This is a genomic window from Kitasatospora sp. NPDC057936 (assembly GCF_042887525.1).
Taxonomy (GTDB): Bacteria; Actinomycetota; Actinomycetes; order Streptomycetales; family Streptomycetaceae; genus Kitasatospora.
In genome coordinates this window covers 15292-39098 of sequence record NZ_JBHVPD010000085.1, presented here as the reverse complement: position 1 = coordinate 39098, position 23807 = coordinate 15292, and the positions used below count along the sequence as shown (strand labels likewise).

Here is a 23807-nt window from a genome sequence, read left to right as displayed (position 1 = left end):
TTCGTTGGGGGTGGAGCGTGGGGCGGTCAGGAGGTGCAGGTCGCGCGGATCGCGCTCGCCGCGTGGTGGGCGTGGGACACGCCGCTGCCCCAGTCCACGCCGCGGGTGTGGAGGGTGACGGACAGCGAGCCGCTGTAGGCGAAGCTGCCTACGTTCACCCAACTTCCCTGACTGGCCGTCTGGTTGACGTTGAAGGAGCCGCCCGATCCGCCGCTCTGCACCGTGTAGTACGTCGGGTGGCCGCCGACCTTCGTCACGTCTCCACTCGCGGGGACGTAGACGGACAGGGCGCAAGTGCTGGCGTTGCCCAGGTTGAACGTCCACACCACCGAGGCGGAGGGGTCGTCCTTCGAGGCGTCGCCGTACATCGGGACCGAGGTGTAGCTGCCGTTGCAGCCGTCGCCGCTCCAGCCGCCGGAGTTGCCGATCCAGCCCTCGATGCCCTTGCTAAACCGGCCGTTCTCCCGGTAGGAGCCCTTGCCGCTGCACCCCGGGCCGAGGACCGTCACCACGGGCGGCGGGTCGGCGGGCTTCGCGGGCGGGACGGGCTGCTGCGGGGCCGGCTGCTGGGGCGCGGGCTGTTGCGGGGCGGGCTGCTGCTGGCCCGGGACGGCGGGCTTGGCGGCCCCCGGCGCGGGCTGCTGCGGGGCGTTGCCGCCGGCGCCGCCGGACCCGCCGGAGCCGCCGCCCGATGAACCACCCGTCGTGGCCGCCGGGTTGCCGCCGCCCTGGTTCACCGTGCCGGGCTGCCGGGCCGCAGGCGCGCCACCGGCCCCGGGCGCGCCCGCCGCAGGGGCACCGGCCGACTGGCCCGGGACGACCGGCTGACCGGCGTCCGTGCTCGGCGCACCCGCGACGGGGTCGCCGACGGGCACCGCGGCACCCGGTGCAGTGCCGCCGGGTGCGCCCTGGTCTCCGGGGGGCGCGCCGTTGCCGCCGCCGTTGCCACCGTTGTTGCCGTCGGTGCCCGGCACGTACCCGTTGCCGCCGTCGCCGCCGCCCTGCCCGTACCCGGGCGGGTTGTCCGCCTGCGCGGGACCGTGCTTCGGATCGCCCCCGCCCAGCTGCGTGACCACGACGGACGCACCCACCAGCACCAGGCCCACCGCGACGGCGGCCGCGACCATCGGACGCGAAACCCGGCCCGGACGCGGGCCGTCGGCGGCGGTCGTGGCGCCCTCGCGGTCCGCCACGGCCGCCTCCGCGAGCGCCTCCGGCGTGGCGGCGGCCGTCCCGGCCTCGATCAGGGGGGCGGACTCCGGCAGTGCCGGCGGCGGGGCGGGCTCGGTCCCGGCCGGCACCTCCGGCGCCGACCCGACCGCGCCGCCCGAACCCGGCTCGGAGAGAGCCGGACCGATCTCGGCCGTCTCGTCCTCGCCCTCCGCCTCGGCTGCCACGGCCCAGTTGACCACGGGGAGGTGAAACCCGGGCGAACCCTGGCCCCCATCGCCGCGCTTCTCCTCGCCCACGCTCATCCCCTGCACTCGACGCCACTCCTACAAGCACCGACGGACGGCGCCCCCACTCGCGTTCAGTCCGCTACCGCCCCACCGTCCGCCAAGCACCGACGGACGGCGTCCCGCTCGCGTTCAGTCCGCTACGACCCGACCGACCACACCGCGGCCCGACCCGGCTCCGGCGGCGCCAGGACGAACGCCGCCGCCCGCTCCAGCACCTCGCGGCCCGGCCGGACGCACGGCCCGTCCCCCTGTGCCCGGACGTGCGCGAGCAGGCCCGGCTCGGGTGCCACGCCGTGGGTCTCCAGGTAGTAGGTCACCGTGTCGGTCCAGATCCACTGCCCATCCGTCCGGAAGCCGAGCGGCACCACGCCGCGCCGCTCCGGGTCGACCACGTCGTCCATGAGCGTCGGCGTGAGCAGCACGGCCGCCCCGTCCCGCAGGTAGCGCACCACGGCCCGTCGCTCCGGCCCCTCCGCCAGCCGGGGACGGCCGGGCGCGAACCCCGGGCCCGTCACCGGATCCACGGCGTCGAAGACCGCCGCGAGCCTGAACCCGTCCCGCTCCGCCTCGTTCACCTTCGGCACTCCTCCCGCACGTCCGGCGCGTTCCGCACCGGGGCTCACGTCTCTCCGACGGCCGGGCGACGGCGGAGGGTTCAACCGGGACCCGACTACGAGACCGAGGCCCACCCGGTCCAGTTGCCGTTGGTGTCACGGGCACGCGCCCAGATGTGGCCGTCGGAACCGACCGCCCCGATCTCGAAGTTGCCGAACCCCATGTCCGAAGCCAGAACGCTGACCGGACCCGCCAGCACACCGCCCATGGAGAGCCAGCCGCTCTTGTGGCCGGCCTTGTCGGTGGTCCAACGCGTCCACACCGCGTGGTCGGTGCCGATGACGAACACCTCCTGACGGCCGTCGCGGAAGTAGTACGTCGCCGTGCCGTCCCCGTACGCGCCGCCGCAGAGGAACTTGCCGTCCCACACCTTGCTGCTGCACGTGCCCACACCCTTGGCACCCGAACCCGTGCCACTGCCGCCCGTGCCCGCCGCACTCGCGGGCGCCGCGCCGATGGCGATGGCGGCGAGCGCGGCCACGGAAGCCGCAACGGCCTTGATCTTCTTCATGATTGCTCCATTGCTCCAGGGAAGGGACACCGGGACCAGCCGGGGCCGGGCGAACACGTCGGCCCCTCACAAGTGCTGACGGAGACCCCGCCGGAACGGGTTCAACCCGCCCGGTACGCAATCCGGTTCGACACAGCGCGCCCCGATCACGCGACCCGCCGCAGCCAGGCCTCCGCGAGCGCGGCGTGACCGGCCGGCGTCGGGTGCACGCCGTCCGCGGACCAGTGCTCGGGCGTGACCGCCGCCGCGAGTCCGGCGAACATGCCGTCGGCGGCGAGCAGTTGGGCGCCCTACCGGCGGGCGAAGCGGCGCACCGCCCGGATCTTCCGGTCCAGGTCGGTGCGCCACTCCTCACGCTGCTCCTCCCCGATGCGCGCCGCGCCGCGCGTCACCGGGCCCGCAGCGCCTCACGTGTGGCTCACAAGACGGTGTCACCGGGCGCGGGCGTCAGTGCGACGATGCCCTTGCGATCACCGCCGGCCGGCCGCCCCCAAGTCCAGGCGGTAGTGCGCCGGGTGGGGCGGGCGGACGCGGTCGGCCGGGGCGATGGCGTCCCGGCGGGCGAGCCACGTGCGGAGACGGTCGGGGGCGGGACGGATGCTCCCCACCTCGTGGAGCAGCACACGGGCGGGGACCCCGGCAGCCGGGTCCGCGGCGTCGACGGCCACCACCTCGAAGCCCGTCCCCGGTGCGAACACCACCGCCGCCGGCTCGCCCGGCTCGCCGAACGCCGAACAGCGCCGCCCGCCGACGGACCACACCGCGAACTCCACCTCCACGTCCTCCCCGAGATCGGCCCCCACCGCGGCCAGCCCGCTCACCGGAGCCCGCTCGGTGAAGACCGCACCGGGCGTGAAGCGCGCCAGGTCGCATCCGCTGGCGGGGGCCGCGAGCAGCACGCCGCCGTAGTGGCTCGGGAGCCGGCGCAACCCGGCAGCAAGGCACCGCAGGTACGACCCCAGCGGGCCGGGCGCACCCATCCGGGCCGCCGCGACCAGGGCCTCACGGGCGACGGGGACGGCGGACTCGGCATGGTGCACCAGGACCGCGACGAGCTCCGGCCCGGGGTCGCCCCCGGCGGCCTGCGGGCGCAGACCCGGCAGCCTCGTCGACGCGTCCTCGGCCCGGCGCGCGAGGCGCGGGTACGCGGACCCGAGGAGGGCGACGAGGGCGGTGCGGTCCGCGGCCGGGGTGGGGGCTTCGGCGGGCTGGGGAGACGGTTCGTCCGCCCGGTCCGACGACGGCTCACCCGGCATCGGCCCGGCGGCAACCCCGCCGGCGCGCTGCGCGATCGCGCTGCCGCCCGTGTCCGGTACGGCGGCTCCCGGGATCGAACTCGGCCGATCGCCCGACGGATCGGACGGCAACTCGCCGAGCGTAGCCCCGCGGGCCGGCCCTTCCGGACCCTCGGCGGTCGCATCGCCGTCCGGCTCCGCCGCTGTGTCCGGCCACGAACTCTCCGGCCCACCAACCGGCGGCGCGCTGACGGACCCGTCAGTGCCTCCGGAGACCCCGCCGACGCCCGGCACCACCGTCGCGCTCGGATCAGAACCCGATTCGGCGCCCGGCAACGCACCCTCCGGCCCAGCCAACGGCCGCCCGCCAGGCGCCGACTCGGCCATGCCCACGGAGGCCGCATCGTCGGCCGGTGCCGCTGCCGCCGGGAGCGCGGGAGCCGGCCTCGGGGCTCCGCTGGTGGCGGACGGCGACGTGCCATCCCTCAGGCCACCGACGGCGGAGACCGGAGTCGGCGCAGGTACGGGTTCGGGAGGCTCCTCGCTCCCCGGGGCCTCAGCCACCGGTGGTGCCGGGGACGCCCCGGCAGCCCCCCGATCCGGCGCCGGCGGCGGGGCAGGTACCGAGAAGTCGGTCCCACCGACTTCTCCCGCCACCATGGCCGCCGACACGACCGGCGCCCCATCACGTTCCGACGGCGGCACCGCTGTGTCCGGGCCTCGGGTGACCGCAAGGGCCGACTCCGCCAGCGGGCCAGGTACCGAGAAGTCGGTCACGCCGACTTCTCCCGCCACCATGGCCGCCGACACGACCGGCTCCTCGTCACATTCCGACGGCAGCGCCTCTGCGTCCGGGCCGAGCGATGCCGTCGACGCGGGAGACGTGGATTCCCCTGCCCCGACCCCGTCGAGCAGCCCTGGCGCGCCAGGCGCCCCGGCCGCGTCGCCGCTCCAGAACGTCGACGGATCCTCGGCGGGTGCGGAAGGCCCGTCCGGCGCCGGATTCGCGTACACCGTCGATGCCGACGCCACCGGCGGCGCGGCAGCGGCCGGCGGAAGGCCGGACTCGGGCGCACCCACGCCCGAAGACCCAGGCGCCGCACCTCCATCCCGCGACACGGTGGCATCCGACACCGGCACGTGGGCTGTGGAAGGCCCAGGAGCCTGAGCAGGGGCCACGCCGGCAACCGACGGATGGCCGGGTACCACACCGCCATCCCACGACACGGTGGAATCCGACACCGGCACGCGGGCTGCGGAGGGCCCAGGAGCCTCAGCAGCGGCCACCGGCGCCACACCGGCAACCGACGGTGCGCCGGGCACCGCGCCGCCATCCCGCGACACGGTGGAATCCGGCTCCAGCACCGGCGCCGCCACGGGCGCGAGCCCAAGCGCGACCGGCGGCGCGTCGGTATCGGAAGACCCCAGCGCCGCGCTGGACGTCGGCTCCGGCGCCGCACCGCCGACGGCCAAAGGCCTGGCCGCCGCCGTCCCAACGGACACAGGAGCCGACACCCCCGCCTCTCCCCGCCCCCGCAGCGGCTCCGGCGCCGGGACGGATGCCCCCGGCTCCGGGGCGGGCCACAGGGGTTCCGGCCCCAGCCAGTCCATGCCGTGGAGCCGGGCGCAGAAGCGGCCCACCGTCTGCGACTCCGCGTCCATCGTGCCCGCCACCACCAGGCCGAGCCGGGGCGCGGACGGGAGGGTGGCGAGGGCGTCGCCGAGGCGGGCCCAGGTGTCCTCGGTGACCGGGCGGCCCGGGGTGCCGACGACGAGGACGGGGCGGGCCGGGTCGGGGCGGCGCATGCGGGGGCCGCGGTTGGTGGTGCCGGTGGGACGGAGCCACAGGCCGGCCGCGACGGCCTCCAGTTCCCAGCCGGGGAAGGCGGGGTAGCGGGCGGGTCCGGGGGCGGTGGGGGCGTCGGGGCGGCTGCGCCAGCCGACGGCGGTGACCTTGCGTTCGACCGGGCAGGCGGCCAGTTCGGTCAGGTACGGCTCCCAGCCGGCCGTCCCGTCGGGCGCCACGTGGACGTGGTGGTGCCCGGCGCCGTCGCGGACGGGCAGGCCGATCGCGGCCCGCACCTCGTACCGGAGCGAGGCGGCCACGACCGCGGCCAGCTCGACGAGTTCGATCGGCTCGGCCCACGGAGCGCTGAGCAGCAGCACGGAGTCCGGGCGCGCGGACGTCATCACATCGGCGGCCGAATGGACGAGTTGGACGCCCGAAGGCAGCCTCCCCGACGGCTCGCCGATCACCAGCACGACGGCGCCGTCCCGCCCCGAGGCGTGGTCGAGGATCGCGGGCCGCCCCGCGGGTGTCCCGGACGTCGCCCAGAACGCGCCCCCGGCCAGCGGCGTGAGCGTCGCCGCCGCGGGCCACCGCTCGCCCAGGGGCTCCGCCTGGCCGCCGCCCGGCCGGCAGCGCCACCAGGAGCCGGCCACGGCCCGCAGGGTGCCGTCGGGCTCGACGGACACCACCGCGTCCGGCGCGACGACCGTCAACCCGGCGCGCCCGGCGAGGAGTTCGGCCGGCCGGCGACCGTCCGGCCCCGGCGCGGCGAGGCCGGAGGCCGCGAGGACGAGCGTGTCCGCGCCCAACCCGTAGGCCGCACCCGTCAGTTCGGGCAGCGACGCCCGCAGCACGGGCGCCGCGTCCTCGGCCGCCGCGAGGACCAGCAGGCTGTGCGCCTCGGCCCGCACCGGCGCCAGGGCCGCCGCCAACCCCGCCGCCTCCGCACCCGGCGGCGCGATCACGAAGTGCGGCCCCAGTCCACGCAGCGTCGACCGTTCGACGCCCTCCGTCGTCACCCGGCTCATCGATCGACCCCCATCAACCCGCCCACCTCCGACAGCCGACCGCTGTCCGCCCCCGCCGACCCTCCGCCGGCCACTACGCGCCCAGCTCCCCACCCGAACCACCCGAACCACCCGAACCGCCCGAACCGCCCGGGCCGTCGGAGCCGCCCGAGCCGCCCGGCCCCGCCAGGCGGCCGGTCTGCACCTGCACCGTCCGTCGCCGCGTGATGTACAGCCCGCGCCCCGCCGGGAACTCCCTCGGCTTGAGGTTGCCGAACAAGTAGCCCTCGGACGGCGGGCAGGAGAGCAGCAGCGTGGGCGAGTTGACCTCCTGGAGCTTGCGGACCAGCGGGTCGCCCATGGCCCGCGCGATGCCGTTGGCGCCGCGGGCGACGACGAGGTGGAGCCCGATCTCCGCGCCCTGGGCGAGGTCGTCGAGGAGGGCGGCGAACGGGTGGGCCCCGGTGCCGGCGCCGACGAGGTCGTAGTCGTCGACGAGGATGAACAGTTCGGGCCCCTCCCACCAGTCCCGCAGCTTGAGGCGGGCGGGGGTGATGTCGGCGGGCGGGATGCGGTTCTTCATGGCGCGCGACGCCCCGTCGACGATCTGGCGGAGCTTGTCGACGGCGACCGCGTAGCCGAGGCGGTACTCCTCGGGGACGGCGTCGTAGAGGCCGCGCCGGAAGTCGACGAGCATGATGCGGGCCTCGGCGGGCGTGTAGGCGCTGGTGATGCCGCGGATCACGAGTTCGAGCAGGTTGGTCTTGCCGGATTCGCTGTCGCCGACGACGAGCAGGTGCGGGTTCTCCTCGAAGTCGTGCCACAGCGGGGCGACTTCGGTGTCCTCCAGGCCGATGGCGACGCGCAGCCGACCTTCCGGCGCGGGCAGCCGGCCGGCGTCGAGGCTGAGCGGCAGCATCCGGACCTCGGGGGCGCGGGGCCCGGTCCAGTGGGCGGCGACGGCGTCGACGAGGTCCGCGACGCCCTCGCCGAGGTCGTCGGCGCTGCCGGAGCCGTCGATGCGGGGCAGGGCGGTGAGGAAGTGGAGCTGGTCGTCGGTGAGGCCGCGGCCGGGGAGCTTGGGCACCTTGGCGGCGGCGCGCATGTTGATGACGGAGTCGACGGAGTCGCCGAGGCGCAGTTCGAAGCGGGTCTGCAGCTGGTCGCGCAGGCCGCCGGTGATCTCGCCCCAGCGGGTGGTGGCGATGACCAGGTGGACGCCGTAGTTGATGCCGCGCTGGGAGATGAGGGTGAGCGGCTGGACGAGGTCGTTGAACTCCTGGCGCAGGGTGTTCCAGCCGTCGATGACGAGGAAGACGTCGCCGTGCGGGTCGTCCGGGAGTCCGCCGGCCGCCTTGCGGCGGCGGAAGGCGGCGACGGAGTCGATGCCGAGTTCGGCGAAGTACTTCTCGCGCCGGGTGATGATGCCGTTGACCTCGGCGATGGTGCGCAGCACCCGTTCGCCGTCGTGGCGTCCGGTGACGCCGCCGACGTGCGGCAGGCCGCGCAGGGCGGAGAGGGTGCCGCCGCCGAAGTCGAGGCAGTAGAACTGGACCTCGCGCGGGGTGTGGGTGAGGGCGAGGCCGGTGACGAGGGTGCGCAGCAGGTTGCTCTTGCCGCTCTGCGGGGCGCCGGCGATGCCGACGTGGCCGCCGGCGCCGGACAGGTCGGCGGTGAGCAGGTCCCGCAGTTGCTGGAAGGGGCGGTCGACGACGCCGACGGGCAGCCGCAGGGCTCCGTGGGTGTGTTCGTCCTCGGTGGTGAGGCCGCGGTCGGGGTGCGGGACGAGCGGGGGCAGGAGTTCGTCGAGGGTGGGCGGGACCCCGAGGGGCGGCAGCCAGACCCGGTGGGCGGGCGGTCCGGCGTCGCGCAGGCGGTCGGCGGCGATCTCCAGCAGGGAACCGGCCGACGCCGTGGCCTCCTCCTCCACCTCCACCACGGGCGCCTGGCGCTGCATCACGTAGTCCGTGCCGTACCGGACGACCTGTCCGGCGACGACGGCCTGCTGGGCGGCACGCCGCTTGGGCCGGTACGGTCCCGAGACGTAGGCGGCCTTGAAGCGGGTCAGGGTGGAGATGTCGCTGCGCAGGAAGCCGTTGCCGGGCTGGGAGGGCAGCTGGTAGGCGTCGGGGACGCCGAGGACGCCCCGGCTCTCCATGGCCGAGAACGTCCGCAGGCCGATCCGGTAGGACAGGTGGGATTCGAGCGCGCTCATCCGGCCCTCGTCCAACCGCTGGGAGGCGAGCAGGAGGTGGACGCCCAGCGAGCGGCCGAGCCGCCCGATCATCACGAACAGCTCCATGAAGTCCCGGTGGGCGGAGAGCAGTTCGCTGAACTCGTCGACGACGACGAACAGGGTGGGCAGCGGCCGCAGCGCCGCGCCGCCCTCGCGCGCCGTCTCGTACTCCAGCAGCGACGCGTACCCGGCGACGCGCAGCAGCTCCTGGCGGCGCACGAGTTCGCCGTGCAGGGCGTCGCGCATGCGGTCGACCAGCGAGGCCTCGTCGGCGAGGTTGGTGATGACGGCGGAGGTGTGCGGCAGGGTGTCGAGGCCGAGGAAGGTCGCGCCGCCCTTGAAGTCGACGAGGACGAAGTTGAGCACCTCGGAGGAGTGGGTGACGGCGAGCGCGAGGACGAGCGTGCGCAGCAGTTCGGACTTGCCGGAGCCGGTGGCGCCGATGAGCATGCCGTGCGGGCCCATGCCGCCCTGCGCGGACTCCTTGAGGTCGAGGTCGACGGGCCGGCCGTCCGGTCCGAGGCCGAGCGGCACGCGCAGGCGCTGCGGGATGCCGCGCTGGGCCCACAGGGCCTCGACGTCGTGGGCGTGCAGGTCGGGGATGCCGAGCAGGGCGGTCAGGTCGAAGTCGGTGGCCAGCGGCTCGGCGACGTCGACGCCGTCGGCGATGCGGTAGCGGGCGAGCTGGGCGGCGAGCCGGGTGGCGGCGGGCAGCGCGAGGGCGTCGGGGCGGCCGAGGTCGGTGACGACGTCCTTGCGGTTGCGGTCGGCGCCGACCATGGTGAGCCGGCCCTCTTCGACGCGCAGCCGCAGGGTGGTGCGGGCCGGGCGCCATTCCAGGGTGTCGGCGAGGTCGACGAGGACGGCGTTGCGGTAGCCGGTGAGCGCGGCGCGGCTGCCGGCGTGCGCGCCGGGGCCGTCGAGGACGAGGACGGTGAACGGTTCGTCGCGGCTCGGGTCGGCGTCGGGCTCGTACGCGGGCCGGCCGGTGAACTCCTCGCCGAGCAGTTGCTCGACCTCGCCGAGGCTGCCCGCGACGAGCCGGACCGGGCCGGCGCCGTCGGTGTCGGTCGGGTGCAGGGCGTGCGGCAGCCACTTGGCCCACTCCCAGTGCGTGCGCCGCTCGGCGTCGGCGACGACGGCGACGTGGAGCTCGTCCGGCCCGTGCACGACGGCGAGTTGGGCGATCATCGCGCGCACGAGCGCGCGGGCGGCCTCGGGATCGTCGGCGCGCAGCAGGAGTTGGGCGAAGCCGCGCAGGTGGATCGCCATCGGCTGGTCGGCGACGGTGCCGTAGGCGTGGATGAAGCGGCGCAGCGCGTGGGCGCACAGCGGTTCGAGGTCCTCGACCGGCTTGGTGGCGAGCGGGGCGAGCGGGGTCGCGAGGCGCTGGGCGCCGAGGCCGATCCGGACGTCGCTGAAGTCCGGGTGCGCGGCCCGCCGTTCCCACAGCCGGGTGGTGCCCACCAGCGACCACAGCTCGCCGGGCGCGGGGTGGCGCCAGGCCAGCGCCTTGCGCTGGGCGTCGATCGAGCGGCGCACCTGGCGGCGCATCTGGGCGAGGTAGCGCAGGTAGTCGCGGCGCTCGGCGCGCAGCTGGTGCTTGCGGTCGCTGGAGCCGCGGAACAGCTGGGTGACGAGCATGCCGACGGCGGACAGCGCCATCATGCCGACCGCGACGTAGCTCAGCGCGCCGCCGCCCTCGGGCCCGGCCGGGCGCAGGAACATGAACACCATCGACAGCGAGCCGAGCGCCATCGGCGCCATGCCGATCATGCTCGACATGCCGCTCTGCTTCTCGGGCAGGACCGGCGGCTCCTGGAGCTGGACGTCGCCGTCCGGCATCTCGGGCCCAGGACGCCTGGGCGTCCGCTTGACCAGGACCACGCTCACTCAGGGCTCCTCACGTTCCGCCACCGTCCTCTCACGCTGACGGGCGGCGGCGACCGCGGGGTTCAGCGGGGTCCGGCCGGACGCGGCCGGGTGCGTGAACGCCGACTCCCGCGCGGCCCGTTCGAGAAGACGGAGAACACTACGGACCCCGACCCCGAGGAGAGGCGTGAGCACCAGCGCCGTCGCAGGACTGTGCCGATTGAGGTTCCACGCGCCGGAGGCGGTCTTCGAACTCGCCGTCCCGGCCGACGTCCCCCTGGCCGACCTGCTCCCCGCGATCATCGGCCACGCCGGCCCCGGCCTCGCCGAGAGCGGCCTGGAGCACGGCGGCTGGGTGCTCCAGCGGCTCGGCGAGGAGCCGCTGGACGAGGAGCGGAGCGTCGAGGCGCTGGCGCTCCACGACGGCGACGCGCTCTACCTGCGCCCCCGCCACGAGGCCCTGCCCCCGGTGCACTTCGACGACCTGGTCGACGGCGTCGCCACCGGCATGCACGAGCGCGGCGACACCTGGCGCCCGGCCCTCACCCGCCGCCTCGCCCTCGCGCTCGCCCTGGCCGCCCTCGCGGCCGGCTGGATCGTGCTGGCCCTCCCGGGCCCGGCCGCCCCGCGGGAGGCCGCGGCGGCGGGCGTCGCCGTGCTCCTGCTGCTCGGCGCGGCCAGCGCCTCCCGCGCGATGGCGGACGCGGGCGCGGGCACCGCGCTCGGCGCCGCCGCCGTCCCGTACCTGGGGCTCGCCGCCCTGCTGCTGCCCGCCGGGCCGGGCGGCGACGACCTGCTCGGGGCCCGGGTGCTCGCGGCCTCCTCCGCCGCGGCGGGCGCGGCCGTGCTGTCGCTGGCGGCGGTGGGGGCCGCGGCGCCGCTGTTCATCGGCCTGGTGCTGGTCGCCGCGCTCGGCGTGCTGGCCGGGGCCCTGCTCCTGCTCGGCCTCGCCGCGGACCAACTCGTCGCCCTCGTCTCGGTGTTCGCCGTCCTGGTCGGCTCCTTCGTGCCGTCCGTGGCGTTCCGGCTCTCCGGCCTGCGGCTGCCGATGCTGCCGCGCAACGCCGAGGAACTCCAGGAGAACATCGATCCCGTCCCGGCCACGGCCGTCCTCCCCCGCGCGCTCGTCGCCGACGACTACCTGATGGCGCTCTACACCGCGATCGGCACCGTCTGCGCGGTCTGTCTCACCGTCCTGCCGTTCACGGGCGGCTGGGCCGGCCCGGCCGAGGCCGGGGCGCTCGCGCTGCTCCTCGTCCTCCACGCCCGCGCCATCGGCAGCATCCGCCAGCGCCTCGTCCTCCTGCTGCCCGGCGTGTACGGCGGCGCCGTGCTGCTCACCCGGTTCACCACGGGCGCCTCCCCCTCGGAACGCCTCGCCCTCCTCGGCGCCCTGGTGGCCCTGACCGCCGCCCTCCTGGTCGCCGCCTGGACCGTCCCCGGCCGCCGCCTCCTGCCCTACTGGGGCCGCATCGCCGACCTCCTCCACACCCTGACCGCCCTCGCCCTCCTCCCGCTGGCCCTCCAGGCCTGCGGCCTCTACCACTCCCTGCGCGCCCTGGGCGGCTGAGCGCCGCGATGCCCGTCCCGTGCCCCGGCCGATCGACACGGCCGGGGCACGGGCGTGGGACCCCCGGGTATTAGCCACGGTCCTCCCGGGCCCGCTCGGCCGCCCGCACTCGCCGGAGCAGTGCCGCCGCGTCCCCCAGTCCGGCTGCCTCGTAGACCCCGGGGTAGGCCTCCCTGATCAGCTCGATGTGGTGCCCGGCGATGACGAGCGCGATGCCGTCCGGCACGTCGTGCAGGTCGAGCAGACCGATCACCGCACTCGCCAGCTCGCCCGCGTTCCTGGCCCCGCCCCGCAGCATCGCGCGGTGGTGGGCCTCACGGCGGCCGTCCGGGACGGCCGCCTCGAAGGTGGCTCCGGGTATGTAGTTGGTGTAGGTGAGCAGGCTGTTGACGAACCGCTGAAGAGCCTGCGGGGACGTCTCGGCGCGTCCGTTCTCGGTGTCATTCACCAGCACGGCGAGCTCCGAACGAGCCGTGTTCAGCCTCTCCCGGTGGTAGGGCTCGATCGGGATGGCCCCGACGCGCTCGTTCTCCTGCCGCTCGGCGTGCCGGGCGACCCGCGCCAGGTTCAGCATGGCCTGGGGGATCCCCTCCCCGGTGACGGCCTGGCGGATCACGTCCTGGTGGACCACCCAGGAGGTGGTGTGCGCGCCCATCGTGCCCGAGAACGGGGACGGGCTGCGGCCCGCGAGGAGCACCTGCCGGATCACGCCGTCCGGTCCGAGAACGGCCTGCGTGGCGAGCGGAGACCGTGCCCGCTCCTCCTCCAGCAGGGCGTCCTCGTCCGGTTCACTGCTGTGATCGGTGGAAGCCGGCGTCCCGGAGTGCTCCGCGGCGGCCGGACCCGACGACGGACCGGGCGCGGCGCCCGCGGTCATCGGCTCGTCCAGCTGCATCTGCTCGAACTGCCCGACCAGATTGCCGAGGTCGGTGATCTCCTTCCTGAGAACGGGGATCTCCGCGCGCTCCTTCTTCGTGGTGAGGCTGCTGGTCAGCCGCTCCAAGCGACCCTCGCGGAGGCCCATGATCCGTTTCGCCTCCTGCACGTACTTGTCGGCCAGTTGCCGGACCGCCGGCCGGATCCGCATCGCCAACTGCACGGCCGCCCGCTCACGGCCCTCATCGCCGTGGCCCCACGCCGCGACGAAGGCATCCGGGAAGGCCAGTTCGACCGACCGGAGGTGCTGTTGGACGAGTTCGTTCATCCGCTGCTCCAAGCCGGCGGAGTCCGGCATGCCCGGGGCGATCCTGCCCAGCGTGTGCGGATCGGGTTCGGCCACCGCCCAGGCCGCCGCCTGTGTGTCGAACAGGTCGAGGACCGCGTCCTGCAGATCCGCCTGCGTCCGGTTGACGGCACGGTCCTCGAAGTCGGCCAGCAGCCGTACGGGACCGGCCTCGGCCTTGCCCTTGCCCGCCGTGGCCGGGCTGACCTCCCGCACGTTGATCGTGGTGAGCGGGATCAGCTCGCGGTAGTGCAGGTAGGCGTCCGCGAACTGCTGCAGCAGCGAGGTACCGAACTCCGGATTCCTCACCCGGGTCAGCAGGTAGTGCAGATCGCGGAGTTCGCGCTCGGCCTCCTCGAGCCTCCGCCGGTGCTCGGGCGGGAGGTGGTCGGTCAACCGCGCGCCGGGCAGCTCACGCACCGCCCCGATCAGGCTGGCGAGCCCGGTCACCGCGTCCGCGGGGCTGTGGGCCCGCAGCCTTCTGGTCAGAGCCGCGACCTGCACGGCGAAGGCCGTGGAGTGGTCACCCATCGTGCCGCTGTACGGGGAGGGCGGGCGGCCGACGACCGTGACGTTGGAGATCCTCCCGTCCGGGCCCGTTTCGAGCTGGGTCACCAGCCCCTGGGCACGCTCCGGCGCCTCGGGACGGTGGAGCAGGTCGCTCGCGTCGTAGTGGCTGCGGCTGCTGGAGTAGAACACCGTGACCTGGCGGTGGGCGGGGTCGCCGAACTCCACGGGAGCCTGCCGGCCTTCCGGGGTGACGATCCGCAACCGGATGCCCAGCGCGTGCGCCACCAGCGGCGCGAACATCTCTCCTTCGGCGGTCGCCCAGTGGGTCCGCCAGTTGGCGACGGCGTCCACCAGTCCCGCGTAGTCGTCCCGGGTGAGGTGAGCGGCCGGATCTCCCCTCAGGACGCGGTAAGCGTGAGTGATCTCGTTCGGCAGACCCTGCGGATCCCGAGCTGCGAGGTACTGTTCGACCACCCTGCGGAGGGCCTCGTGCTCCTCGAGCGTGTGGAGCCCGTGGTCGGTCAACAGCCCTGCCACGCCGCGCGGATCGCTGGTGGCCACCGCCCGCAGGAGACAGAAGCCGTCGGAATCGACGCTCACCAGGTTGCCGTTCTCCGGCTGCTCGCGATGCCCGCCCGAGGACGAACTCTCCTCCTGGCCGCCCGGACCGCCGAACCGTGCCGTGTCCTCCATCGGCCGCAGGTGGTGCTCACCCGGGCCGGCCAGGTGCTCCGCCGGGTGGTACCCCGACGGGAGGTCCCCGGCCGGCAGCTCGGTGCGGACGACCGTGCCGTCCTCGCCGAGGCGGTGGCCGACCCAGTGCCCCCCGGGCACCACGACGGGACGGCCGTGCGCGTCGATGCCGACGTCGGCGGCCACGAGCAGGTGTCCGGGCCCGTCCGGGTTCCCGTGGTCCGGCACGAACCAGACCGGGCCGGTGGCCGCGTGGATCTCCGGGGTGAGCCCGTGCTCGGCCAGGTGCGCCAGGACCTCGGCGACCTGGGTGTGGCCGCCCTGCGAGGCCAGGTCGCAGGCGACGAACCGCAGGGTCGTCCGGCCGTCCCAACCGCCGCTCCGGTGCCACTCGACCAGCCGGTCGGCGAGCCGGCGGGGGCTCAGCGGCAACTGGGCGTCCTTGGTGTGCAGGGCGACCAGCCGGACGGCAGGGTCGTGCGGGAAGTGGGCCAGGGCGTCGGCGGTGGCCGGGTCCGGTGCCTCGCCCGCCGGCCAGAACGGCGCGTCGGCGCTGCCGGGACGGTCGGCGATGGGGTGCTCGGCGTCGGGGCCCGAATACTCGCGCTGCCCGAACGACTGCGGCGCCGGCTTGCCCCACGCGCCCTTCGCCTGCGGCTTCACGGGCTGCGACGACGACTCGGGCGCCCCCGCCTCCGGCTTCTGCGACTCCGCCCCGGCGGTCGTCGCCGCGTCGCTCGGGCGAGCGACGGGCGCGACGGTCTTGTACGCGATCTGGTGGCGCTGCTTCCTCCCCCGGTCGTCCGTGACGGTGACGTCGAACGTCCCGTCGACGTGCTCGTACCCGTACGGGATGGCGACGTTGATCTTCGCGCCCCCGAACGTGAGTTCCCGGCTCGGCGGCACCTTGCCGTCGTCCTTCGGATAGGCGGCCACCACCCGGATCCCGGGGTACGCCTGGTTGAGGTCGCGGACGACGTCCTTGCAGCTCTCGCAGGTCCCCTTGGTGGAGAAGACGGTGAACGTCCCGGACACCTGGTTCTTCTCCTTGAAACCCCAGCTCTCCAGCTGCCGGTACGCCGCGTTCAGCAGGGTGACCTCGGCGTCCTTCCGCTGGTAGCCGAAGGAGTGGTCGGCAGCGGGCTTCCGGAGTTCGGCGGCCACCTCGTCCTCGGCCCGCGCGTACTCCTTCAACTTCTCGAAGGCCTGCTTGTGGAGGTCCGCCGCCCGCTTGTGCAACTCCGCCATCGTCTCCCGCGGTTCGTTCCGGGTCTTGGCGGCCTTCACCCTCTCCTGGATGTCCACGACCTGCCGGTGGAGCTCGACCGCCTCGCCATGGCGGGTCTCCGCCAGCTCGATCTTGTTCCAGAACTCGCGCGGATCCCTCGGCCTGCCCCCTTCGTCCTCCGTGGTCCTCTCCCGTGCGGTGGCGGCCAGCGCGACCGCATCGTCGATCTTCCTGGCGACCGCGGCCAAGTGCTCTCCGGCCGCCTCCCTTTCAGCGGGCTTCGTGACCCAGGTGTCCAGAGCCGTGAACGCGGACTTGTACCCGGCGACCGCCTCCGTCAGTCCGGTGGACGCGGCCTTGTGCTGAGCGGCCGCCTCGCGGAGCACGGTGGCCACCTTTTCGGCCCGCCACTTCTCCGCGCTCTGGTAACCCTTCCCCTGCTTGATCGCCCTCTCGTCCTCGGGCCAGGACTGCGCCTTCAGCTCGTCGAGTCGGGTCCGGTCATTGAGCTCGGGGAACTGCTTCGCGCCGTTGTTGGTCCGCTTCGACGTCCACACGTAGGGGTTCCCGGCCTTGTCCTGCCCCTCCAGGCGCAGGTGCCCGACGGCGAAGGTCATGCCCGGGTGCGGGCCCGGGAGGATCTCGTTGACCAGGGGCCTGAGCACTTCCTCGTCGGTCAGGACGACGGGCTTCGGCTCCTCCCCCTCCGGCGACAGGAGGACACCGTGGGCTTCGTGAGCTCCGTGGGCCGTGGCGGCGGCGGGGTTGAGGGCGAGTTCGATCAGGTCGGCTTCCGAGACGGGGTGGCTCGGCCCCTCCGGTTCGGGGTGCGGCTCGCCGGTCGCCGTGCGCATGAACTCCCGGAAGCCTCCGTACAGTTCCTCCTCGGCACGGGTGCGGCTGACCGGGTTGGCCGGGGCGGGGTGGCCGGCCTGCGGGTCGGGGCCGTACAGGCGCTCCAGCAGGGGCAGCAGTTCCGGGTCGTTGCGCCGGACCCAGTCGGCGCCGTTGTTGCGGGCCGACCGGGTGCTCGGGTCGTTCCCGTGGTTGGTGCCGAGGTAGGCGTTGCTCAGCTGGGCGAAGTACTCGTACTCGTCGGCCGAGGAGTAGTTGCCGACCAGCTCGTCGGCGGCATTGCGTCGCCCGCCGTCGGGCCACGCCGCGACGGGCTCCTCGCCGAACAGGTCGGTCAGCCCGTCCGCCTGGCGCTTGCCGCGGTAGGCCTCCCTGACGAGCGCGTGCTCGTCGCCCGTCAGGCCGAACTTGTGGATGGCGTGGGCGAGTTCGTGGGTGGTCGTGGAGTAGCCCTCGGGATGGGTCGAGGCCCGTCCGAGCGTCGTCGTCGCACCGAGGAGGTTCTCCTCCGTCACGACCACGATCTTCCTGGACTGCACGCCCCGGACGGTCCGCCAGGGCCGGCCGTCGACCTCGGGGAGGTCGTTCAGGTGCTCCAGGCCCGCCACCTCGGTGATCGGCACGTCCCTCGGAACGATGACCACCCGGACCTCCTGCGTGAGGAGCCGTTCCGCGACCTTCGGATCCCGCAGCATGCGCGCGACCTGCTCGTACGCCGCGTACCGCGCCGCGACGGGCTGGTGGGTACGGGGGTCGACGTCCACGATCAGCCGGGCCGCCGCCTCGGCGAAGTCCTCCGGCTCCAGGCTCTCGCGAAGGCCCCTGACGTACTGTGCGTCGCGCGCGAGCTCACGCCGGGCCTCCGGCGCGAGGAGCTCCAGCTCGTGGACGGACCGCACGGGCGCCGGCGCGCCGCCCGGGACGGCGGGGCCCGGCTCCGGCGCCCCCTCCGGCGCCGGGTTGTCGATGTCCATCGCGGTATCGGTGTGCATCGCGGTATCGGTGTGCATCGCGGTACTGGTGTGCATCGCGGTACCGGTGTCCGTCGCGTGATCGATGTCCATCGCGGTGTCACCGTCCCCGGGCCCGTCCACCCTGATCACCTTCTTGGGGTTTCCCTTGAAGGGCAGCACGGGCTCCCCGGTGCCGAAGTCCAGCTTCGCCTTCCGGATCGACGCGAGGATCTTCGGGAGCACGTCACCCGTCGGACCGGTCCGGTCCTCACCGTGCTCGATCGTCAGGTACAGGTCGTCCAGGTTCACGCCCTTCTCCCGGGCGTAGGTGGTGACCCGTTCGAGGTTCGCGGGCTTCAGCATCCAGTCGAAGACCTCCTTCCGCACCTCCTCGACGGCAGCCCGCAGTTCCCCGGGAGCACCGGCGGGCTGCCCCGCGGCACCGCCGGGCCGGTTCTCCGCCCGGAGGTGCCCGAAGGCCCGGTAGAGCCCGCCGTACTCGCGCAGCACCGGCTCCGTCGGCATCCTCCAGGGCCCGGCGGCGTCCTCGGCGCGCGGTGCCGTGCGCCCCGGCTCGGGGTTGAACCGCAGGTCGGCGAGGCGGCGCCCGAGGCGGATGGCGGCCGTCGACAGGGCCAGCGCCTGGGCGGTCGGCAGTTTGTGCTCGTCCTGGATGCCCGCCTTGATGCCGGCGAACGGCCCTCGCGGGTCCAGCGGGGCCGACGTCGAGTGGCTCAGCACGTTCTTGGTCAGCCCGCCCGGCCCGAACTCGGGCCTGCCCAGGCCGTCCCTCGGGATCAGGTGCGGCGGCATCGCGCTGCCGTCCGGGCCCGGTTGTCCGGCCAGCAGCCAGTCGCGGCCGACCCGCGTCCTGACCATCTCCTTCTGCCACGCCTCGGTCGTCTTGTAGCTCGCGGGGTCCACCGGGACCATCGCGTTCCGGTCCCCGGCCGGCTCCCGGTGCGACCGGTTGAGCCGGTCCTCGCTCCGGAACCGGTCGGCGAGGTTCTTCCCGTAGTCCTCCCGGTAGGGCCCGAGTCCGATGGTGTGCCGGGCCGACCTGGCGGAGGAGTTCGGATCGCCGTCGCCCAGGCGGAAGTCCTTGCTGTTCAGACGCGCGGACGGGGTCGCGAGGCCGACGTGCGACTGCCCCAGCGCCATCTTCGGCCCCGCGCCCTTGCCCTTGTACGCGGCCAGCTTCTCCAGGTGGTCCACGACGAGCCGGGACAGGTCGGTGACCGTGGCACCGCCCCGGAAGTCGGTACGGAAGGCCTCACCGCGGTTCGGGAGACGGTTGTTGGACGCGTCGGCACGTACCCTCTCGACGATCTCGTCCCGCCCCTGGCCCAGGGGCGTGGAGGTCTTCGTGGACCGCGTGCTGTTCGGCACGGCCACGGTCTCCGGCTTGCCCTCCAGCTCGTTCCGGTAGTACCGGTCGAGCTCCCAGGCGTTGATCCGGTTGAGCCCGCGCCCGAGTTCCTCGAACTCCGCCCGGCCCGGGCCCCACTTCAGGGCCTGGGTGCCGGTCCCGTCGGCCAGCAGGACCGCCGGCCCGTCGACCATCAGGTTGGGTTCCGGCGCGTAGGGCAGCAGCGGGGCGTACGAGGCCTGCCAGTCGCGCTCCAGCATGTCCGTCTCGACGGCGAGCCTCACCTGCTCCAGGATCTCCGCCCGGCCTCGGGCGTCCAGCCACTGCGCCGGGAGTTGCTTCCCGCTCCTGGTGAACCTCCCTTCCACATCGGCGACGAGCCGGTCCAGGTCCGCCTGTTCGGTGGGCATCCGGTACCCGCCGACGAAGGCCAGCGGGCGGCTGGGGTCGAGGGCGTCGTCGTCGAGGTCGAACCGGTGGTCCGTCTGCTCGCCCGTGCCCGTGGGCGAGTGGTCGGGGTGCGGCTGCGGCCGGTGCAGCGTGTCCTCGACGAAGTTGAAGACGTGCTTGCCCGACGGCACCTTGCGGGAGCCCATGTCGTAGTCCTGCACCGCGAGGTACGGATGCAGGTCGCTGTCCATCATGGCCTTGATCAGCTGGTGGGTCGGCGCGCTGTCGAGGAGCGCGTTGCGCATCTCGCCGTAGGGGAAGACCTCCTCCCCCTTGACCTTGAGCCACGAGAACGTCGACTTCACGACGGCCACCGGCACGCCCATGGTCGCCGCGATGTTCCTGGCCTCCCGGGCGGCGGCGGCGAGGGCCGCCTCCTCGCCCTTCGGGGCGTTCAGGCCGATGACGAAGGCCACCCGGCGGTCCATGCCGTGCGAGCCTTCCATGATCCGCTCGATCACGGTCCTGATCTCGCCGGCGCTCTTGTAGCTCGTCATGGCGCTGACCACGAAGCCCAGCGGTCGAAGAGGGGGGAGGGCATCGGGTTCACCGGGCTTGAGGAACGCCAGGTAGTCCGCCTCGGACAGCTTCGGCACGGCCCCGACGTTCCTCGTGACGTTCTCGAAGGCGGAGTTGCCCGGTCGATCGTCCGTGCCGAGACCACCGATGAGGTCGCTGACTCCGCTCGTGAGTCGCGGCGCCACGAAGGTCGTCGGCCCGTCGCCCTGGCCCGGAGCGGCGACCTGGTGCGGCTGCCCGCCCTGCTCGGTCGGGGAGGACGGCGCCAGGTGCGGGCCGGTGCCGTCGTTCGGGTGCACCGGATCCTTGCCGTAGAGGCGCTTCAGCAGAGCGGACACCTCCGGCGGCTCGTTCCGCCGCACCCGGTCGGGCCCGCCGTCGGTGCCGAGGTAGCCCTCGGTGACGCGGGCGAAGTACTCGTGCTCGCCCCGGGATACGTCGTCGCCCGTCCGCTGCCCCGCACCGGCCCCCTGCTCCCCGCCCTCCGTCCGGGTCCGGTAGGCCTCCCTGATGATCGCCCGGTCCCGGGTCGGCAGCACGTCGAGGACCGCGTGGGCGACGTCGTGGGTCGTCGTCGGGTGCCCGCCGGGCACGGCGCCCACCCGGTGGCCCGCCTCCAGCAGCTTCACGGCGACGTGACGGTTGCGCAGCATCCGGGCGACCTGCTCGACGGCCTCCCGGTGCGCGGGCCCGGACCCGCCGGCCCGGGGGCCGGAGTCGACCATCAGGTGTGCGGCGGCCTCCGCGAACTCCCGGGTGTCGCCGAGCTTCTTCAGGCTCTCGATCACGGCCGCGTCGCGCGCCAGCTCCCGGCGCCGCTCGTCCGGCAGGTTGCGCAGCGCCTCCGCCCGTTCGGCGGCGGTGAGTTCGTGCAGCCGTGCGGGATCGGGCAGCAGCGGGTGCTCGGCGGCGGTCGGACCGTCGCCGTCGGAGGACGTGCGCAGGAGGTCGCCGAAGGTGCGCCGGTCGGGCGAGGACTCGTCGAACACCCGTGCGCGCTCGCCGGATTCGGCGCTGCGGAACACGGGCCCGGTGCCGTTCCCGCCCGTCCGCGCCTGGGCGTCCGCGAACCGGGGCGAGCGGGCGAGGTCGTCGACGACGTGCTGGACGTACTGCGGGTCGACGGCGCGCCGGTCGCCGTAGCCGAGGAACTCGACGGTCTGGGCGGCGGGTTCCCACTCCCCGTCGGCCTCCCGCCGGCGGAGGAGGTCGGCCATCCGCTCCGGCGGGATCTCCCGGCCGTCCAGCACGGGCCGGCCGTTCTCGCCGACGTGCACGACGACGGGGAACCGGGTGCCGTCCTCCGCCGCACGACCGAGGACGCTCCCGAGGTCCGCCGGGAAGCGCGGCGCCCCGGCGCCCGTGTCGTGGAGGAGCCAGCCGCCCCCGTCGGGAAGGTGGCGACCGGCCGCGGTGGCGGCGTGGGGCGGCGTGGCGTCCGGGGCCGCCTCGACGACCGGCAGGACGGGGACGTCGACGTTCCTCGGTGCCTCGGGCGCCACGGGCCTCGGTGCCTCGGGCGCCACGGACCCCGACGTCGCGACCCGCGTCGGCGGGGCGACCTGCCCCGGCTCCCCGCCCGCCGTCGCGGCGTGCGCCGGCGCCTCGCGCTCGCTCGACGGCGGTGCGGACGGCGAACTGCCGCCCTCCGACGAGGTCTTGACCGCCCCCTGCTGCCCGCCGGTCTCGTGTTCGGACGGCTGCTGGTGCTCCGCGCCGCCCTGGACCTTCACCGAGTCGGGCACCGGCGCGGTCGGAGCCTTCTCCGACGACGACCGGGACGACGACGAGGACGAGGTCGACGAGGAGGACGACGACGCCTTGCCCCCGACCGTCGACGTGCTCCCCGCCTTCGGGACCTCCGGGTGCGCGGCCCCGCCCACGTGCTCGGGCCCGCCCGTCAGCGGCTTCGGCCGCGGCACCGGGAACGGGGCGGACCGGCCGGTCAGGTTCGCCACCGCCGAGAGGATGGTGAGCGGGTGGTTCCACGGCAGGTACTGGACCCCCGGGCCCGTGTCGTTCGGATCGGCCAGCTTCTTGCTCACCCACTTCCCGTAGTGCTCCGCGAGCGGGGCGACGCCCTTGTGGCCCATGTGGCCGACGAAGCCCATGGCCATGCCGGAGACGAAGCTCTCCCACGTGACGGAGAAGGAGTGGTCGGGCCCGAAGGTGAGGTTGTAGAAGCCTTCGGTGAGGCCGTTCTGCACGCCGGCGCCGAGGTAGCCGCCGACGGCGACGCCCATCCTGAACAGCCTGGTGTTGCCGCCCACCTGGTCGAGCAAGCCGGGCACCTGCTCGACCAGGTGGTCGACGCCCTCCGAGCTCAGCCCGCGCGACCCCAGCGCGTCCCGCATCGCGGTGCGCAGCGCCTCGTGCTCGGCCGCGCCGCGCCCGCCGCTCACCGCCATCGCGTGGGCGAAGTCCCTGCCGAGCTGGGTGGCCTCCTCCTTGCCGAGGACGCTGCCGAAGTGCTGCGAGAAGACCTGCGCGACGTCCTTCTCGAACCGGGCCACCGCGTCCTTGCCGAGCTCGCGCAGGCCACCCGCGAAGGCGTTGCCGATCTCGTGGGAGTAGCGGCCGATGGTCTGCGCCAGGTCGTTGCCGAAGGCCTCGGCGGACTCCCTGGCGAGCCACTTCTCGCCGTCCCGGGCGGCCGCTCCCGCCGCGGCGTGGGCGGCCTCGTTGGCGACGGCGTGGGCGGCCTCGTTGGCGAGGGCGTGCTCGGCGCTCCGCGCCGCGTCCCGCGCGGCCGCGTCCGCCGCGCTGCGCCCGGCCTCGTTGGCCAGGGTCTTCCCGGCGCCCTTCGCGAGGTCCTTCGCCGCCGTCTCCCCGATCGTCCGGGCCGCGTCCTTGGACAGGACGCCGGCCAGGCCGTCCTTGGCGAGCCCGTTGGAGATCCTGGCGAGGTCGCCGCCGAGGACGCGGCCGGCCTCCTTGCCCAGGCTCTTGCCGATCACGCCCCGGAAGAGCTTGGTCAGCCCGCCGCCGAGCAGGGCCAGCGGGCCGCCCACGATGCCGTTGAGGGCGCCGAACTCGACCGCCTGGAGCGTGGACTTGGAGTCCCACTCGGTCTTGTCGCCGCGCCCGATCTGGATGAGCTGGATGATCGTGTCCATCACCAGACCGCCCGTGATGCTCACGACGGTGTGCATCACGATCCGGTCGATCAGCCAGGCGAGGATCTTGCGGATCACGCCCTCGGCCACCGCCCGGGCGGCCACGATCGTGCCGAGGGACGCCCCGCCGGTGAACGGGCTCGCGGCGATCGCCCAGGCGATCTCCAGGGCCAGCTGGATGAGCTGGGCGATCGTCATCCACTTGGCGTACTCGACCTGGTTGGCGGTGTCGTGCGCGACCTGGCCGAGCTGGGTGCACTGCTTGCCGGCCAGGTCGAGGGCGTTGTCCTTGCCGCCCGCGCCGACCAGCGCGCCCGCCGCCGCGGCGAGTTCCGTACCGGCCTGGCCCGCGATGTTGTCCGTGCAGTACGCGGCCGCCTGCCGGACGTAGTCCTCCAGCTGCGGCATGTTCTTGCCCACCAGCAGGTAGTAGTCCCCGGCCTTGCGCAGGTCGTCCTCCTTGGCCTCCGGCCACGCCATGCCGGTCAGACCGTGGAAGAGGTTCGCGAGCCCGACCGGGATCTCGATCGACATGGCGGGGGACTCCTGAGGGGTACGAAGTGCGTCCGGGTCGCCGGAGGCGCCGCGGGGCGTCCG

7 protein-coding genes are annotated in these 23807 nt (G+C 74.4%); 1 reads left to right on the top strand and 6 read right to left on the bottom strand.

What is annotated here, in order from left to right; all coding sequences use genetic code 11:
* Positions 1-26: 26 nt before the first annotated feature.
* From ACFVU9_RS33995 to eccCa, 5 genes are all read right to left on the bottom strand, one after another.
* The gene (locus ACFVU9_RS33995) at positions 27-1475 is read right to left on the bottom strand and encodes a hypothetical protein (RefSeq protein ID WP_387600059.1); all 1449 of its coding nucleotides are present in this window, start codon (positions 1473-1475) and stop codon (positions 27-29) included.
* A gap of 122 nt (positions 1476-1597) precedes the next feature.
* Complete coding sequence (locus tag ACFVU9_RS33990) at positions 1598-2035, bottom strand: hypothetical protein (RefSeq protein ID WP_380498394.1); 438 nt, start codon at positions 2033-2035, stop codon at positions 1598-1600.
* A 95-nt stretch (positions 2036-2130) separates the two neighbouring features.
* Positions 2131-2586 (bottom strand): hypothetical protein, encoded by a 456-nt coding sequence (locus tag ACFVU9_RS33985; protein ID WP_387600056.1) that lies wholly within the window; start codon positions 2584-2586, stop codon positions 2131-2133.
* Between the two features lie 470 nt (positions 2587-3056).
* The gene (locus ACFVU9_RS33980) at positions 3057-6638 is read right to left on the bottom strand and encodes a hypothetical protein (RefSeq protein ID WP_387600053.1); all 3582 of its coding nucleotides are present in this window, start codon (positions 6636-6638) and stop codon (positions 3057-3059) included.
* A 73-nt stretch (positions 6639-6711) separates the two neighbouring features.
* A complete protein-coding gene (gene eccCa, locus ACFVU9_RS33975) occupies positions 6712-10698 on the bottom strand; it encodes a type VII secretion protein EccCa (protein WP_387600069.1) in 3987 nt (1328 codons plus the stop codon).
* 214 nt (positions 10699-10912) lie between these two features.
* On the opposite strand from eccCa, the gene eccD reads away from it, so the two are divergent.
* A complete protein-coding gene (gene eccD, locus ACFVU9_RS33970) occupies positions 10913-12295 on the top strand; it encodes a type VII secretion integral membrane protein EccD (RefSeq protein WP_380508800.1) in 1383 nt (460 codons plus the stop codon).
* Positions 12296-12365: 70 nt separating this feature from the next.
* Here eccD and ACFVU9_RS33965 read toward each other — a convergent pair whose 3' ends face one another.
* Positions 12366-23744, bottom strand: a complete 11379-nt coding sequence (locus tag ACFVU9_RS33965; protein WP_387600050.1) for a hypothetical protein — start codon at positions 23742-23744, stop codon at positions 12366-12368.
* Positions 23745-23807: the final 63 nt, after the last annotated feature.

Coding starts and splice junctions, on each gene's coding strand:
- eccCa (WP_387600069.1), bottom strand. CDS start 10,698: ATGCCGGACGGCGACGTCCAGCTCCAGGAGCCGCCGGTCCTGCCCGAG.
- ACFVU9_RS33965 (WP_387600050.1), bottom strand. CDS start 23,744: ATGTCGATCGAGATCCCGGTCGGGCTCGCGAACCTCTTCCACGGTCTG.
- ACFVU9_RS33985 (WP_387600056.1), bottom strand. CDS start 2,586: ATGAAGAAGATCAAGGCCGTTGCGGCTTCCGTGGCCGCGCTCGCCGCC.
- ACFVU9_RS33980 (WP_387600053.1), bottom strand. CDS start 6,638: ATGAGCCGGGTGACGACGGAGGGCGTCGAACGGTCGACGCTGCGTGGA.
- ACFVU9_RS33995 (WP_387600059.1), bottom strand. CDS start 1,475: ATGAGCGTGGGCGAGGAGAAGCGCGGCGATGGGGGCCAGGGTTCGCCC.